This window comes from Bradyrhizobium sp. ORS 278, from assembly GCF_000026145.1.
Lineage (GTDB): Bacteria > Pseudomonadota > Alphaproteobacteria > Rhizobiales > Xanthobacteraceae > Bradyrhizobium.
Genome location: NC_009445.1, coordinates 1007563 through 1020413, shown reverse-complemented (window position 1 = coordinate 1020413; position 12851 = coordinate 1007563). Strand labels below are relative to the sequence as shown.

The 12851-nt window shown below is 64.9% G+C and carries 15 protein-coding genes; 5 read left to right on the top strand and 10 right to left on the bottom strand.

Annotation, left to right across the window (positions count from 1 at the left end):
- Window positions 1-972: 972 nt before the first annotated feature.
- Window positions 973-1335 (top strand): hypothetical protein, encoded by a 363-nt coding sequence (locus BRADO_RS04475; protein ID WP_011924127.1) that lies wholly within the window; start codon window positions 973-975, stop codon window positions 1333-1335.
- 402 nt (window positions 1336-1737) lie between these two features.
- Here BRADO_RS04475 and BRADO_RS04470 read toward each other — a convergent pair whose 3' ends face one another.
- The 4 genes from BRADO_RS04470 to BRADO_RS04455 all read right to left on the bottom strand — a co-directional run bounded on the left by BRADO_RS04470 (window position 1738) and on the right by BRADO_RS04455 (window position 5212).
- On the bottom strand, window positions 1738-2217 hold the full coding sequence (locus BRADO_RS04470) for a DUF3237 domain-containing protein (protein WP_011924126.1): 480 nt from the start codon (window positions 2215-2217) through the stop codon (window positions 1738-1740).
- Window positions 2214-3533 (bottom strand): TRAP transporter large permease, encoded by a 1320-nt coding sequence (locus BRADO_RS04465; RefSeq protein WP_011924125.1) that lies wholly within the window; start codon window positions 3531-3533, stop codon window positions 2214-2216. Before BRADO_RS04465 ends, BRADO_RS04470 begins: the two co-directional genes overlap by 4 nt.
- A 6-nt stretch (window positions 3534-3539) precedes the next feature.
- Entirely contained in the window at window positions 3540-4049 is a 510-nt protein-coding gene (locus tag BRADO_RS04460; protein ID WP_011924124.1) for a TRAP transporter small permease, read from the bottom strand.
- Between the two features lie 143 nt (window positions 4050-4192).
- The gene (locus tag BRADO_RS04455) at window positions 4193-5212 is read right to left on the bottom strand and encodes a TRAP transporter substrate-binding protein (protein ID WP_041756091.1); all 1020 of its coding nucleotides are present in this window, start codon (window positions 5210-5212) and stop codon (window positions 4193-4195) included.
- 390 nt (window positions 5213-5602) lie between these two features.
- Between BRADO_RS04455 and BRADO_RS04450 the strand changes: the two genes are divergently transcribed.
- A complete protein-coding gene (locus tag BRADO_RS04450) occupies window positions 5603-6016 on the top strand; it encodes a PaaI family thioesterase (protein ID WP_011924122.1) in 414 nt (137 codons plus the stop codon).
- Between the two features lie 116 nt (window positions 6017-6132).
- On the opposite strand, the gene BRADO_RS04445 is transcribed toward BRADO_RS04450, so the two are convergent.
- Window positions 6133-7017 (bottom strand): LysR family transcriptional regulator, encoded by an 885-nt coding sequence (locus tag BRADO_RS04445; protein WP_011924121.1) that lies wholly within the window; start codon window positions 7015-7017, stop codon window positions 6133-6135.
- A 115-nt stretch (window positions 7018-7132) separates the two neighbouring features.
- Between BRADO_RS04445 and BRADO_RS04440 the strand changes: the two genes are divergently transcribed.
- A complete protein-coding gene (locus BRADO_RS04440; RefSeq protein WP_011924120.1) occupies window positions 7133-7765 on the top strand; it encodes a pyridoxamine 5'-phosphate oxidase family protein in 633 nt (210 codons plus the stop codon).
- Window positions 7766-7879: 114 nt separating this feature from the next.
- Here the strand turns inward: BRADO_RS04440 and BRADO_RS04435 are convergent, their stop codons facing one another.
- Window positions 7880-8608 carry a glutathione S-transferase family protein gene (locus BRADO_RS04435; protein ID WP_011924119.1) on the bottom strand — a complete coding sequence of 243 codons (729 nt, stop codon included), beginning with the start codon at window positions 8606-8608 and terminating at the stop codon, window positions 7880-7882.
- A gap of 218 nt (window positions 8609-8826) precedes the next feature.
- On the opposite strand from BRADO_RS04435, the gene BRADO_RS04430 reads away from it, so the two are divergent.
- On the top strand, window positions 8827-9525 hold the full coding sequence (locus BRADO_RS04430) for a YafY family protein (RefSeq protein WP_011924117.1): 699 nt from the start codon (window positions 8827-8829) through the stop codon (window positions 9523-9525).
- Window positions 9518-9850: a YkgJ family cysteine cluster protein gene (locus BRADO_RS04425; RefSeq protein WP_011924116.1), complete on the top strand. Its 333-nt coding sequence runs from the start codon at window positions 9518-9520 to the stop codon at window positions 9848-9850. Before BRADO_RS04430 ends, BRADO_RS04425 begins: the two co-directional genes overlap by 8 nt.
- Window positions 9851-9859: 9 nt before the next feature.
- Here BRADO_RS04425 and BRADO_RS04420 read toward each other — a convergent pair whose 3' ends face one another.
- The 4 genes from BRADO_RS04420 to BRADO_RS04405 form a co-directional block, all read right to left on the bottom strand.
- Window positions 9860-10252, bottom strand: a complete 393-nt coding sequence (locus BRADO_RS04420) for a hypothetical protein (protein ID WP_011924115.1) — start codon at window positions 10250-10252, stop codon at window positions 9860-9862.
- A 124-nt stretch (window positions 10253-10376) separates the two neighbouring features.
- Window positions 10377-10727: a DUF3307 domain-containing protein gene (locus BRADO_RS04415; protein WP_011924114.1), complete on the bottom strand. Its 351-nt coding sequence runs from the start codon at window positions 10725-10727 to the stop codon at window positions 10377-10379.
- 296 nt (window positions 10728-11023) lie between these two features.
- A complete protein-coding gene (locus tag BRADO_RS04410; RefSeq protein ID WP_011924113.1) occupies window positions 11024-11905 on the bottom strand; it encodes a DUF6537 domain-containing protein in 882 nt (293 codons plus the stop codon).
- A gap of 20 nt (window positions 11906-11925) precedes the next feature.
- Entirely contained in the window at window positions 11926-12594 is a 669-nt protein-coding gene (locus BRADO_RS04405; RefSeq protein ID WP_011924112.1) for a Crp/Fnr family transcriptional regulator, read from the bottom strand.
- Window positions 12595-12851 lie beyond the last annotated feature (257 nt).

The following is a 12851-nucleotide window of genomic DNA, read 5'->3' as shown; positions in this document are numbered from 1 at the left end:
AACGTGTTGTGCAATGCAAAATGAGCGGTGCCTCGCATGAACTACATGAGGCGCGCAGGCCGCATCGTAAGGCGCATCGACGCAAAGGCAAATGACATGATGCGGCATTCCCGCGGCGAATTCGCGCCCGGGGCTTGCTGATCGTTCATCCGCTCGCGTTCACGCTCTCGTGCAGAGGGCGCAGGGAAGGCCAGGCGCCGACTGACGCCTGCGGCCCGCCTGCTAACACAAATGCAGGCAGCAGGTACCACAGGTGCAGCCGGAGAACGCCCGGCCTTCCCTGCGCGATGGTTTTCACGCTTATACGCAGTCTGCCTGGTGCGCCGGGCTTGTTGGCCACCATTGCCCGCGCGGCGCGCAAGCGCCGTCGCGAACGTAGCACCAGCATCGGGGTGCCAGCACGCTGCGACTTCACGTCCGCGCCATGCCGTTCGTCCGCGCGAGATCTCACTCACGCTGCAACATGATCGCGGCCACCGCTCCCCGCCCCGCGTGTCGTGACGATCGCGCGCAACGCCCCTCGGCTTGGGACGGGATGGCGGAAGTGAACCATGAATTCCGACAAACCGCAACATATTTATTTTTTATCGAATACGCCGGATGTCGCCTACCGGCGCCTCGCAGTCCTCCGCTGTCGTCCCTGCGAACGCAGGGACCCATAACCCCAGGGAGATGTTGTGAGGCAAGCTGCCGGACCAGCTTCGTATCCCAATAGGTGACCGGGATTATGGGTCCCTGCGTTCGCAGGGACGACACCAATGTTTTGGGCCGACAGCGTCGCCCACAGCACCTTCGCGCTCGTCGAACCCCGGCTGGCCGCCAAGGCCTGCCCTGGACGAAGGCGAAATGTCTTGCTCACCTCCAGCCAGCTCGGTGGGGCACATGAACGGCCGACAACATCACATTCAGCACCGCTTCAAAGCCCACCGCGTAGAACGTCTCCCGTCACCAAACTTCCCAATGGAGGGGACCATGGTTTCGCTGAAGACATCTCTCGCCGGCGGCGTCGCCGCGCTTGCCGTAACCGCTACCCTGCTCGCCGGCGCGGCGCCGGCCCAGGCGCATGACGGCCGCAACGCGGCGCTCATCGGCGGTCTCCTGGTCGGCGCCCTCGTCGGCGGCGCCATCGCGTCGGAAGCGCAAGCCTATGAGCCGGCTCCGGTGTACCGCTCGCAATACCAATACCGGCCGCAATACCAATACCGCTCCCACTATCGCGACGCGGCGTATGACGGTTATGGCTATGAGGGTTACCGCTACACGCCGGCTCCCCGCTATCGCAATTGCGACCACGGCGGCTACGGCCGGGTGTCGGATTGGGACGACGAGGATTAAGCGTCGGTCTCGGGGGATTTCTGACGTCCGGATAGCCCGGCACTACGCCATGGCGTCCGGACGTCCTGCCGTTCGCAGCGCTGTCGGTCAGGCAAAACCGTCAGCCTCATATTTCGCTGTCGTCCCCGCGAACGCAGGGACCCATAACCACCGGCCCGAATGGGACGATGACTGACAGTGGCGCCTTACCGATGGATTCCGCGGTATGGGTCCCTGCGTTCGCAGGGACGACAGCGGTGGTCGGAGCGATATCTCGCGCTGACATCGTCATTGCGAGCAGCCAACGGGTCCGCGCAAAGCGCGGCCCGATGACATCCGCCAAGACGCAATCTTAAGTCCCGCCCCGGCCCTGGATTGCTTCGCTGCGCTCGCAATGAGGGAGTGTGAGGCAGACAGCCCGACCTACAGCACCACATGCACGTCGATGATGACGCGATCGGCATGCCTGGCGGCGGAGCCGACGAAGACGTGCTCCATCAGCCAACGATATTTGTCATGGCCGGTCTCAAAGCGCGGGTGGGTGCGGAAGTAGATCAGCGCAGGCTCCACCGGCTCGCCGCGCTTGAGCTTCTGCAAGAGGTCGATCGGCCCGAAGCGGATGCCGCGGTTCTCGACATAGATCGTCGCGCCGTCGTCGGTCTCGAAGCCGTATTTGGCTTCGAGGTCGATCAGCTCGCTCGGCCGGATGACCTGGAAGTCGGCGCCGAAATCGCAGATCCGGCCGCTGACGCCCTCGCCGTTCAGGCCGGGGCCCTTCACCTCGCCGCCATGGATCGGGATGATCCGGCGCACGCCGATGCCGGTCTCGCCGGCCGAGGTGACGGCGCCGATCATCACGGTGAGGGTGAAGACATAGCGGGTTTCGAGAACGGGCGCGGTCATCGGTTCATCATCTGTTGCGGCAGCCAGGTGGCGAGCAGCGGGAAGGCGATCAGGATCACCAGGCGGATCAGGTCGGTGGCGACAAAGGGCAGCACGCCCTTGAAGATCGTCGAGAATGACACGTCCTTCACCACGGATTTGATCACGAAGACGTTCATGCCGACCGGCGGATGGATCAGGCCGAGCTCGACAGTCATCACGATGATGACGCCGAACCAGATCGGATCGAAGCCGAGATGCGAGATCACCGGGAAGATGATCGGCACGGTGAGAATGATCATCGCCATGGCGTCCATCAGGCAGCCGAGCACGAGATACATCACCATGATCAGCGCCAGCACGCCGTAGGGGCCGAGGCCGAGGCCGGTGAGGAATTCCGTCACCTTCTGCGGCGTCTGCGTCACCGTGAGGAAGTAGCCGAAGATCAGCGCGCCGATCAGCACGGTGAAGACGGCCGCCGCGGTGCGCGTCGCCTGCAGCAGCGAGGCCAGGATCTTCTCCTTGTTCAGCCGGCCGGTGAACACGCCGATCAGGAACGCGCCGGTGGCGCCGACGCCGCCGGCCTCGGTCGGCGTGAAGCGCGGCAAGAATGGGAGACCATAGAGGCCGCCGATCACGAACAGGAACAGCAGCACCGGCGCCCAGATGCCCTTCAGCCCCGCGATGCGCTCGCGCCACGGCGGCGCCTCGCCCTTCGGCAGGAAGTCCGGCCTGACCTTGCCGATCACCGTGATGGTGATCATGTACATGGTCATCGCCAGCAGGCCCGGGATGATGCCGGCGATGAACAGCTTGCCGATGTCCTGCTCGGTGATGATACCGTAGACGGCGAGCACGGTGGACGGCGGCAACATGGCGCCGAGCGTGCCGCCGGCGGCGATGACGCCGGTGGCGAAGGATTGCGGATAGCCGAAGCGGCGCATCTCCGGATAGGCCACCGCGGAGAACGTCGCGGCGGTCGCGACCGACGAGCCGCAGATCGCGGCGAAGCCGCCGCAGGCCGCCACGGTAGCGATGCCCAGGCCGCCGCGCAGATGGCCGACGAAGCCGTTGGCGGCGCGGAACAGCTCGCGGCTCATGCCGGAGTTGGAGACGAACGTTCCCATCAGCAGGAACATCGGGATGACGCCGAAGGTGTAGTCCGTGACCGTGCGCATCGAGGTCTGGCCGACCAGCTTCAGCGCCGCCGTGCCGTTGACGAGATAAGCGAAGCCGGAGACGCCGACGAGCCCCATCGCCATGCCGACCGGCACGCGCAAGAGCATCAGGGCGAACAGGGCAACGAAGCCGATGACGGCGACCGCATCCGTGCTCATGCGGCCCTACTCCGTGGGCTTGACGTGAGGTTCATGAATCTCCTCGGGATGGAAGATCAGGCGATAGGTCCGGATGGCGATCAACAGCACCGCCGAGACGTCGCCGATCCAGGCAATGGCGAAGAACGGCCAGGTCGGCATGTGCAGATCGTAGGTGAGGACGTTGTCCTCATAGGTGCCGCGCACCTTGTCGAACAGGGTCCAGGTCTGCACCGTGACGACGAACAGCAGCACCAGGGTGGCGAAGATGTCGATCCAGCGCTGTTGGCGCGGGCCGACATTGCCCCAGACGAGATCGACCGTGATGTGGGTGCCGCGGTAAGATGTCGCAGCGATGCCCCAGAAGATCAGGATGCCGAGCAGCATGCGGCCGATGTCGAACGAATCCGGGATCGCGTAGTTCAGCGTGTTGCGCAGCAGCACCGACAGGAAGATGTCGAGCGCGACGATGCCGACGAAGAACGCGGCGATCCACTCGATCGCGTCGATGATCCGATCCATGAAGGCGCGCTGCATGGCGTCCCCGTTCCAGAAAGTTTGGTGCTTCTCGCAGAGTGTGGAGCGAGCTGCTGCGCAGCTGTCGGTGAACTCCCTCTCCCCGTGAAGAACGGGGAGAGGGGGCGCACCGTCCGCCGCGCAACAGTTGAATGCGATGAGAGCTACTGCGCCAGCGCGTTGTACTTGGCGAGCGAGGCCTTCAGCTCGGTCATGGCGGCGTCGGCGTCGATACCGGTCTTCTTGACGCCGTCGGCCCAGGTCTTGAAGAGCGGCTCGGAGGCCTTCTTCCAGGCCGCGGTCTGCTCCGGCGTCAGCTTGTAGACCTCCTGGCCTGACTCCGCCTTGATCTTGTCGACGCCGGCATCCTCGAACTTGCCCCAGGGCTCGCCGACCTTGCCGGCGGTCTCCGTGTTGCAGTTGTCGTCGATCGCCTTCTTCTGCATCGCCGACATCTGGTTGTACTTGTCCTTGTTCATGACGAACACGAAGGTCGTCACATACATCGGCGCGTCGATGTGGAATTTGGTGACCTTGTCGACGCCGAACAGCACCAGCGAGCCGGCCGGGAAGAACACGCCGTCGGCGACGCCACGCTCGATGATGTCGCGCACTTCCGGCGCCGACGACTGCACGTTGGTGCCGCCGAGCTGGGTGACGAAGTTCGCGATCGTCGCATCCGCGGGGCGGATCTTCATGCCCTTGAGATCCTCCGGCATCGTCACCTTCTTGGTGCGCGTATGCAGCGACGACGGCGTATGCACGAAGGCGAGGCAGTATTTGACGTCCTTCATCTCCTTCTCGGCATATTTGCGGTACCACGCGTCGAGGCCTTCCGAGCCGCCCTTGGCGTCGGAGACCAGGAACGGCAGCTCGCCGGCGCCGATGATCGGGAAGCGGCCGGGCTGATAGCCGGGATTCACATAAGTGACATCCGCGATGCCGTCGCGCGCCATGTCGTAATGATCGAACGCCTTGCCGAGCTGCTGCGCCGGGAACACCTTGCCCTTGATGGTGCCGCCGGAGGCCTTCTCGACCGACGCGGCCCAATCTTCCAGCGCCTTCTGCAGCGGATGGCTGGCAGGGACCCAGTGCGAAATCTTCAGATCGAACGTCTTGTCCTGCGCGAGCGCGGGGGTGGTCACACCGGCAGCCAGCGCCAACGCCAGAAGCGTCTTCCTCATCGGGGTCGTCTCCTTCCATCGCGGGCCTTCGAGGGCCCTTTGCTTCATTGTTATAGCATATAACCATCATTGCAAGCGGGACGGCAGGCCTGCCGCCGCTGCACGCGCCGAGCGGAGCCGATCGTCGCGGCAGAGGCAAGTCTGGCAGACGAAAGTTGCAGGCGCATGGCCGATTCATTAACACGTTAAGGATTTGGCCTGCACCCGAAATTGCAGGGCTGTATCGGCACACCACGGAATTGCCGCCGGACCTGCGACATCGTGCGCAGCCGGCCGCAGCCGCGCATGTTTCAAACATCGGCGCAAAACACGTTTGAAACTTTGTAGGCGGTGCAAAATACGCGCGGACGTCGTTGACTGCCGACATCGCCAGCAACGATCGAGACCTGCATGAGCAGCATTCCCGCCGGCTTCGAGCCGCATTTTCGCAAGAGCCCGTTCACCGATCCCTGGGAGCCGCTTTACGCCAGGAGGACCGACAAGGCCGTCATCCTCGGCCTGCGGCTGGCCATGCCGCACACCAATTCGCGCGGCCTGATCCATGGCGGGCTGATCGCCTCGCTCGCCGACAATGCGATGGGCTACAGCTGCGCCCAGGCGCTGGGCTGGGAGGTCTCGCTGGTCACGATCAACCTCGCCGTCGACTATATCGGCAGCGCCGGCATCGGACAGTGGCTCAGCGTCGAGAGCGACGTCATCAAGAGCGGACGCACGGTGTGCTTCGCGCAGAGCCTTGTGCTCGCCGACGACGCGGTCATCGCGCGGGCGAATGCGACGTTTCGCGTGGTGCCGAAGAAGGAGTGACCGGGCCAGTCCGCCTGCGCGTCAGGATTGGCGTCGTCGCGCCACACCTCCGTCATTCCGGGTTCAAGGCCTTCGGCCTTGCCCCGGAATGACGGACGTGTGGCCCGCAGCCGGTGTCAGCCGAAGCGCCAATTGCAGGTTTCGGTGACGAGGTCGACGAAGGCGCGCACCTTGGCGGAGAGCAGGCGTGAACTCGGAAACACGATGTGGATCGGGACCGGCGCCGGCTCGAATTTCGTCATCACCCGCCTCAATCGGCCGGCCCGCAGCATCTCCGCGGCCTGATAGGCCATCACCCGGGTGACGCCGCCGCCCGCCTCCGCATATTGGATCGCGGCATCGGCGTTGTTGGTGACGAGCCGAGGGCTGACCGCGATCCGCAGCTCCCTGCCCTCCTTGACGAACTGCCATTCGTCGGCAGGCCCGAACTGAATCGTCTGGTGCTTCGCCACCGCCTCCGGAGCCCGCGGCTCGCCATGCGCCTTGAAGTAGGCGGGCGCGCCGACCACGATCCGCCGCATGCTGCCGACCTGGCGGGCGACCAGCGAGGAATCCTGGAGATGGCCGATGCGCACGGCACAATCGACCCCATCGTCCACGAGATTGATCTGACGGTCTTCCAGCCGCAGTTCGCCGGCGACCTCCGGATATCGGCTGAGATAGGCCGCCATGACAGGACCGACGTGAAGGCGGCCAAAGCCGACCGGCGCGGAGACCACCAGTCGCCCGACCGGCTGCAGGCGCTCGCTTGCGGCAGCGAGCTCGGCCTCCTCGAGATCGGTCAGGATGCGCCTGACGCGTTCGAGATAGCGACGGCCGGCATCGGTCAGCGTCACCGAGCGCGTCGTGCGCTGCAGCAGGCGAACTCCCAGGTGCTCTTCGAGCCCGGCGACCAGGCGCGTGATCGCCGATGGCGACAGCTTCAACCGCCGCGCGGCCGGCGCGAAGCCGTTCAGCTCGGCAACGGTGACGAACGCTTGCATGGCATCGATGCGGTCCATTCCATCATTGCAGCATTTGCAATGATCCAGTGTCAACTGGCCTGATTATTTCTGTTGGGCGTTGAGGCCATATTGGCGTGACAGCGGCACTGCCGCAGGACAAGGAGTCATTGCGATGACCCAGGCAACCATCCGCACGCCCGGCGACGTCATGTTCTCACCCGCCGCGAGGACGATCCAGGCGCGCAAGGGCTCGCGGGAAAGCTATGCGCATGTGGAGGAGACCCGCGGCTTTCGCCACGAGGTCGATGCCGATCTCGCCGGCCGCCTCGCCGAGGCCACGAGCTTCTATCTCGCCACGGCATCGGCCGACGGACAGCCCTATATCCAGCACCGCGGCGGACCGAAGGGGTTTCTGAAGGTGCTCGACAGCCGCACGCTGGCCTTCGCGGACTTCAGCGGGAACAAGCAGTACATCACCCAAGGCAATCTGTCGGAGAACCCGCGCGCCTACATCTTCGTCATGGACTATGCGCATCGCCGCCGGGTGAAGATCTGGGGCACGGCGCGGGTGGTCGAGGACGATGCCGCGCTCACGGCCTCGCTGATGCCCAAAGGCTACAAGGCGCGGCCCGAGCAGGTGATCCTGTTCACGATCGAGGCCTGGGACACCAATTGTCCGCAGCACATTCCGCAGAAGTTCGATGCCGGTGATGTCGCGGAGGCGCTGGCGATGCGCGATACCAGGATCGCGGAGCTCGAGGCGGAGGTGGCGAAGTTGAAGGGCGAAGGAGCCGCCACCGTTTAGATGAGCGTTTCCTGAGAACCGCGGACACGGCGTACTGGATCGCCCGCTTTCGCGGGCGATGACAGCTGGATGTCCATTGATGATGTGCCAAGCATCTGGAAGCGGTCGTCAAGCTTACGCTGCCTCGGCCGCCCTGCCCCACTCGAACTCCGGAAAGTACGTCGCCATCACGCGATCGACGTAGGCCAAGAGGTTGCCGAAGCCCTCCGTCCGGCGCCGCAGCTCGGAGTCGAAGAACGGCGTGAGGATGCCGGCGATGACGGCGAACGCCGTGGCGTCGGTGCCGCAGGGGCGGTCGCCCATCAGATAGGGCCGCTCGCCGAGTTGCACCGACAACGCGCGCAGCGAGCGCGCCGCGAGGTCGATGTCCTCGTCGGGGGCGTGGCGGCCGAGCCCGGAGATCAAATAGTTCTCGGCGACGCGAAACTGCGCGTCCTCGCGCAGCTTCTCGCGGCGGTCGGCCGGCACGCCGTCGAAGAAATGCGCCGGCCCCTTGGCGAAGTTGACCGGATCGACCCAGCGAGAACCGACGAGGGCGAAATACAGATGATGCTCGATCATGCGCTCGAACGCCCAGGCTTGAGCCCGGGCGCGCATGTCGAGGCCAGTATCGAAATCGAAGTCATATTTGCGCTCGACATGCGCGCGGATGAAGGTGCTGTCGGCGATCAGCTCACCGCCGTCGTCGATGAAGGGCAGTTGTCCCTTCGGCGAGGCCGGCGGCATCGCGCGCTGCTTCCGATAGGCCAATCCGGCCATCTTCAGCTGCACCTCCGTCTTGGTGACGAAGGGGCTGATCTCCGGCAGGCCGAAACCCGCGCCCAGACCGAACAACGTGATCATGACAGCACTCCCGACTTCCTGAGCAGACGGCGAACGCTACGAACATGCTGCTGCCACCATGCTGTCAGCAGCGGCAATAGCGTGGTGGCCAGGTCCAGGCCATAAAGCATCATCATCGACATCACCCCTTCATTCTCGTTGTTGGCCCGGTATAAGGACGGGCTGCTGCCAGCATCGTGTCAGCAGCGGCGGGGTGATCGCTTCCGCGGGGACACACCATGAGACGCGCCGACCGGCTGTTCCAGATCATCCAGGTGCTGAGGCGCACGCGCCGGCCACTGACCGCCGACGCGATCGCGGCCGAGCTGGAAACGTCGAAGCGCACGATCTATCGCGACATCGCCACTTTGATCGGCCAGCGCGTGCCGATCCGCGGCGAGGCCGGCATGGGCTATATTCTGGAAAAGGGTTTCGACCTGCCGCCCTTGATGCTGACGCCGGACGAGATCGAGGCGGCGGTGCTGGGTGCGCAATGGGTCTCCGTCAATGCCGATCCGGTGCTGGCGCGGGCGGCCGAGGATCTCATGGCCAAGATCGCCGACACCGTGCCGGAACGGCTGCGGCCGTTCGTGCTGGAGCCGGCCAGCCGGGCGCCGCGGCCGTGGACCCGCGAGCCCGACCGCATCGACATGTCGCGTACGCGCTCGCAGATTCACGAGGGCCGCAAGATCAAATTGCGCTATCGCGACGAGCAGGGCCGCGACAGCGAGCGCGTGATCTGGCCGATCGCGATCGGCTATCACGACGCGGTCCGCATCCTCGCCGCCTGGTGCGAGCTGCGCCGCGACTTCCGCAGCTTCAGGACCGATCGCGTCGTCGAGGCGACGTATCTGGACGACAAATATCCTGAAAGGCGCGAGGCGCTGCGCGCCAAATGGCGGCGCAGCCTGGTCTGGGAGGTGCCGAAGGATGTCTGAGCCGACCTCCGAGCCCCTGTCCGGCGAAACCGACAACAGCCCGTGTCAAAGCTGCGGCGCCTGCTGCGCCTATTCAGCGAACTGGCCACGCTTCACGATCGAGGAGGATGCCGCGCTGGATCTGATCCCGGCCGAGCTGGTGAATGAGCGGCTCTCGGGGATGCGCTGCGACGGCGACCGCTGCTGCGCGCTGGACGGCGAGATCGCCCGTGCCGTCGCCTGCCGGATCTACGCGATCCGCCCCGACGTGTGCCGGACCTGCATGCCGGGCGACGATGAATGCGCGATGGCGCGGCGCAAGTTCGGACTGCCTGTGCTCAGCTGAGAATGCGGCTCAGACGGTGACGGGGGCGAGATCGTCGTCGAGATCGTCATCCAGCGGCGCCACCGCCGACAACGGCTTTGTGGACAACGAGATGGGCTTCTTGCTGGACAGCGGGGCTGCGCGCCCGCTGCTGCTGTTGCGCGATTGCGCATAGAGCGCGGTGCCGACACGTCCGCCGAAGTGCAACAGATCCTGCTCTGTGCAGGTCGAGGCAATCGCCAGCGCTAGTGAATGCAGATGGGTGCGCCGGTAGCAGAACAGCGCCAGCATGGCCCTGACATCCGCCGACACGCTCTCCACCAGCGCCGGCAGGCCGTTCTCGTCGGCGCGATAGAGCGCCCCGAGCAGTTCCTCGCCGACCGGGCAGGCATCGCTGTCGAAGGCGCTACGGCTTGGAAGCATCTGTTGATCCTCTTGGATCTAGGATGCAGCGCGAATCGCTAACGCGGGGTTAACCATAGCGAAGAGGGGCATGATGTCGGCCCGCAGGCCTCGAGGCGCTGGCTCCAGCGCGCCTGCGCGGCGATCAGCCGTTCGCAGCCATGAAGATCGACAGCCCGAATCCGGTGAGGTGATGCAGCGCCTGGTCGACGCCGATCAGCGTCCAGAACCAGGGATGCTCGAGGGTCATGCCGAAGCGCGAAGAGCAGATGCCCTTGATGCGGTCGATGGTGATGTGGATTGCGAAATCGATCATCGCGACGAACCAGAATTTCGGCGCCACGATCAGGATCAGCACCGTCGCGACCGCGAAATGGATCAGGCAATGCACCAAAAGGGGCAGCGCCCAGCCTTTCCGCTGGTCCTTGCCGTGGGCCATCCAGGCGTTCTGCAGAACGAAGTCGGCGATGATATGCTTGAAGGTGAGCAGCAGCATCCAGCCGACCAGCGCACCAACCGGGACCTGCGACGACAAAGCGGGAAAAGACAAAGCTGACGCTCTCGCTACGACTAACCCTTGGACGCACCGGGAACTGGAGGCGTTCAGCGCAATCTGATGAGAATACCCGGCCAATTCGACGCGTAAGCGACGCTTATGACATCTCTGGTGGCGAATTGCACGCGAAAGGGAACCGCCAATCGCACTCCGCTACCCTTCGCACAGCTCCGGTGGGAGGTAAGGTTACCTATGTGACGCGGTTCCCACAGCCGCGGCAACGCCGGCCGCGGAGCTCACTCCGCGGCGTTGCTGTTCGGTGCGGCCATCGCCCGCGCGCGGATCTGGGCAATGCTCCGCTTCAAGGCGCCCTGGCCCGGCTCCGCCAAGGCGACGGCGCGGGCCTCGGCGATGGCAGCGGAAAGGTCGTGCAGCGGCAGCGTGCCGTCGAAGGTCGGCTTGGCCAGACCGTCGATGATGGCGTGCCAATCGGCGAGTCCTTGCCGGTAGGCATCGCCCTGCCCTTGAATCATCTCGGCGGTGGCGATCACGGCCGGAGCCGCGGCGGGCTGCTTGTCCAGCGCCCGCGCGATCATGTGCAGCCAACGTTCGACCCAGGCGCGCTCCTCGCCATAGCGCACCGATTGCAGCCGCCAGCGCCGCAGCCCCGCGATCAGCTTGAGACGCCGCACCGCGAACCGGGACCGGACAGAGTAGCGCACCTTGATGCGGCGCCGGCCAAGCCAGCCGACCTGCTCGAAGCCGGTCAGCATGTAATCGGCGAGGGCCTGTGGCAGCGCGCCGATCAGTTCGTCGAGCCGAAACCGCCTGACGTCATCGGTATCGCGGCCGCCCGGTCTGCGCCCGCCGTGCAGGCTCATCAGCCTCAGCTGCGCAATCCGGACCGGGTCCTCATAGGCCATGCGAGCGGCCAGATGCTTGGCAATCTCGCCGAGCATGGCGGCATCGACGTTCGACCGGCGAACAAACCGCCTGATCCGATCGACATAGAGCTGGGCGTAGCTGGCACCCTGATATTCCATCAGGAGATGGATGCCCTCGCTCACCGCCGCCGCAGCAGCCTCGGGCAGGCCATCGGGCAGAAAAGGCGGCTCGCCGTCATGGTCGCCGATCAGGTCGGCGAACAGGTAGCGCAGCGAAGACCGGACGCTTTCCACGGTGCTCCGAGCCCTTCAGGTCATGCCGACTTGGCCACGGGCGCAGCGGCCGCCGTCTGCTGCGCCAGCCGCCGCTCGAGCGTTTCGATGTTCTGGAACAGCCGGGCGCTGGCCAGGCGAAGGAAATAGAAGGCAAAGGCGGGGTTCTGGACGTAAAGCTGCTCGACCTGGTCATAGGAGACCGACAGGATCAGGCCGCCCTCGACGCATTCCAGCGTTTGCGTGCGCGTATTGGACGGCGAGATCATGCCGAATTCGCCGACGATGGCGCCGACCGGCAGCTCGATGCCGGATTCGACCAGACGGAAACGGCCGCTGACGATGTAGTACATGCTGTCGGCCTTCTCGTCCTTGTAGAACAGGACCTCGCCTGGACCGCATTTGCGTTCGGTCATGAACGGCTTCAGCCATTCCATCGAGAGGTCGCTGTTGACCGACTGCTTCACGTCGCGGACCAGCTGCAGCATCTGGTGCAGGCGGTAGCTGTTGAGGGGGAGCAGCACGCCGTGCAGGATCAGGACCGGGTAGTTGTGCATCGGGATCGCGGTCGCGATCAGCACGACATTGGTGAGAATCGCGAAAACGCGCAGCGGAATCATCGTCCGCATCGACAGCGTGGCGACCACGAAGATCGATGCGAAGAGGCTGCCGGCGGCGCCTGCATGTTCGACCAGGTGAGACGTATCCATCGGGGATCAACCAGACCCTTTGCTGCTCGGACGGGCGAACGCGCGTTCGGCCGTTTCTTGCCCAATTTAGCGTGTCCGCGCCCGGTTTTGATATACGGCGAACAGACGACGATTGAACCGGTATTTGAGCGGGGCGCGCAAAATTCCCGTCGGAGCAGAGCGGCCGACCAGATCCGACAGGCGAACGGCCCGACGAAGCCCGTGGCGCGAGCTCTCCGGCATCGTTGACGGAGGTTCCCCGATCGGGGCACTTTGCC

Coding starts and splice junctions, on each gene's coding strand:
- BRADO_RS04435 (WP_011924119.1), bottom strand. CDS start 8,608: ATGATCACGTTGTTCGGTCTGGGCGCGGGTTTCGGCCTGCCGGAGATC.
- BRADO_RS04420 (WP_011924115.1), bottom strand. CDS start 10,252: ATGCTTCCAAGCCGTAGCGCCTTCGACAGCGATGCCTGCCCGGTCGGC.
- BRADO_RS04430 (WP_011924117.1), top strand. CDS start 8,827: ATGAGACGCGCCGACCGGCTGTTCCAGATCATCCAGGTGCTGAGGCGC.
- BRADO_RS04475 (WP_011924127.1), top strand. CDS start 973: ATGGTTTCGCTGAAGACATCTCTCGCCGGCGGCGTCGCCGCGCTTGCC.
- BRADO_RS04460 (WP_011924124.1), bottom strand. CDS start 4,049: ATGCAGCGCGCCTTCATGGATCGGATCATCGACGCGATCGAGTGGATC.
- BRADO_RS04470 (WP_011924126.1), bottom strand. CDS start 2,217: ATGACCGCGCCCGTTCTCGAAACCCGCTATGTCTTCACCCTCACCGTG.
- BRADO_RS04465 (WP_011924125.1), bottom strand. CDS start 3,533: ATGAGCACGGATGCGGTCGCCGTCATCGGCTTCGTTGCCCTGTTCGCC.
- BRADO_RS04405 (WP_011924112.1), bottom strand. CDS start 12,594: ATGGATACGTCTCACCTGGTCGAACATGCAGGCGCCGCCGGCAGCCTC.
- BRADO_RS04415 (WP_011924114.1), bottom strand. CDS start 10,727: ATGCTGCTGCTCACCTTCAAGCATATCATCGCCGACTTCGTTCTGCAG.
- BRADO_RS04445 (WP_011924121.1), bottom strand. CDS start 7,017: ATGGACCGCATCGATGCCATGCAAGCGTTCGTCACCGTTGCCGAGCTG.
- BRADO_RS04455 (WP_041756091.1), bottom strand. CDS start 5,212: ATGAGGAAGACGCTTCTGGCGTTGGCGCTGGCTGCCGGTGTGACCACC.
- BRADO_RS04425 (WP_011924116.1), top strand. CDS start 9,518: ATGTCTGAGCCGACCTCCGAGCCCCTGTCCGGCGAAACCGACAACAGC.
- BRADO_RS04440 (WP_011924120.1), top strand. CDS start 7,133: ATGACCCAGGCAACCATCCGCACGCCCGGCGACGTCATGTTCTCACCC.
- BRADO_RS04450 (WP_011924122.1), top strand. CDS start 5,603: ATGAGCAGCATTCCCGCCGGCTTCGAGCCGCATTTTCGCAAGAGCCCG.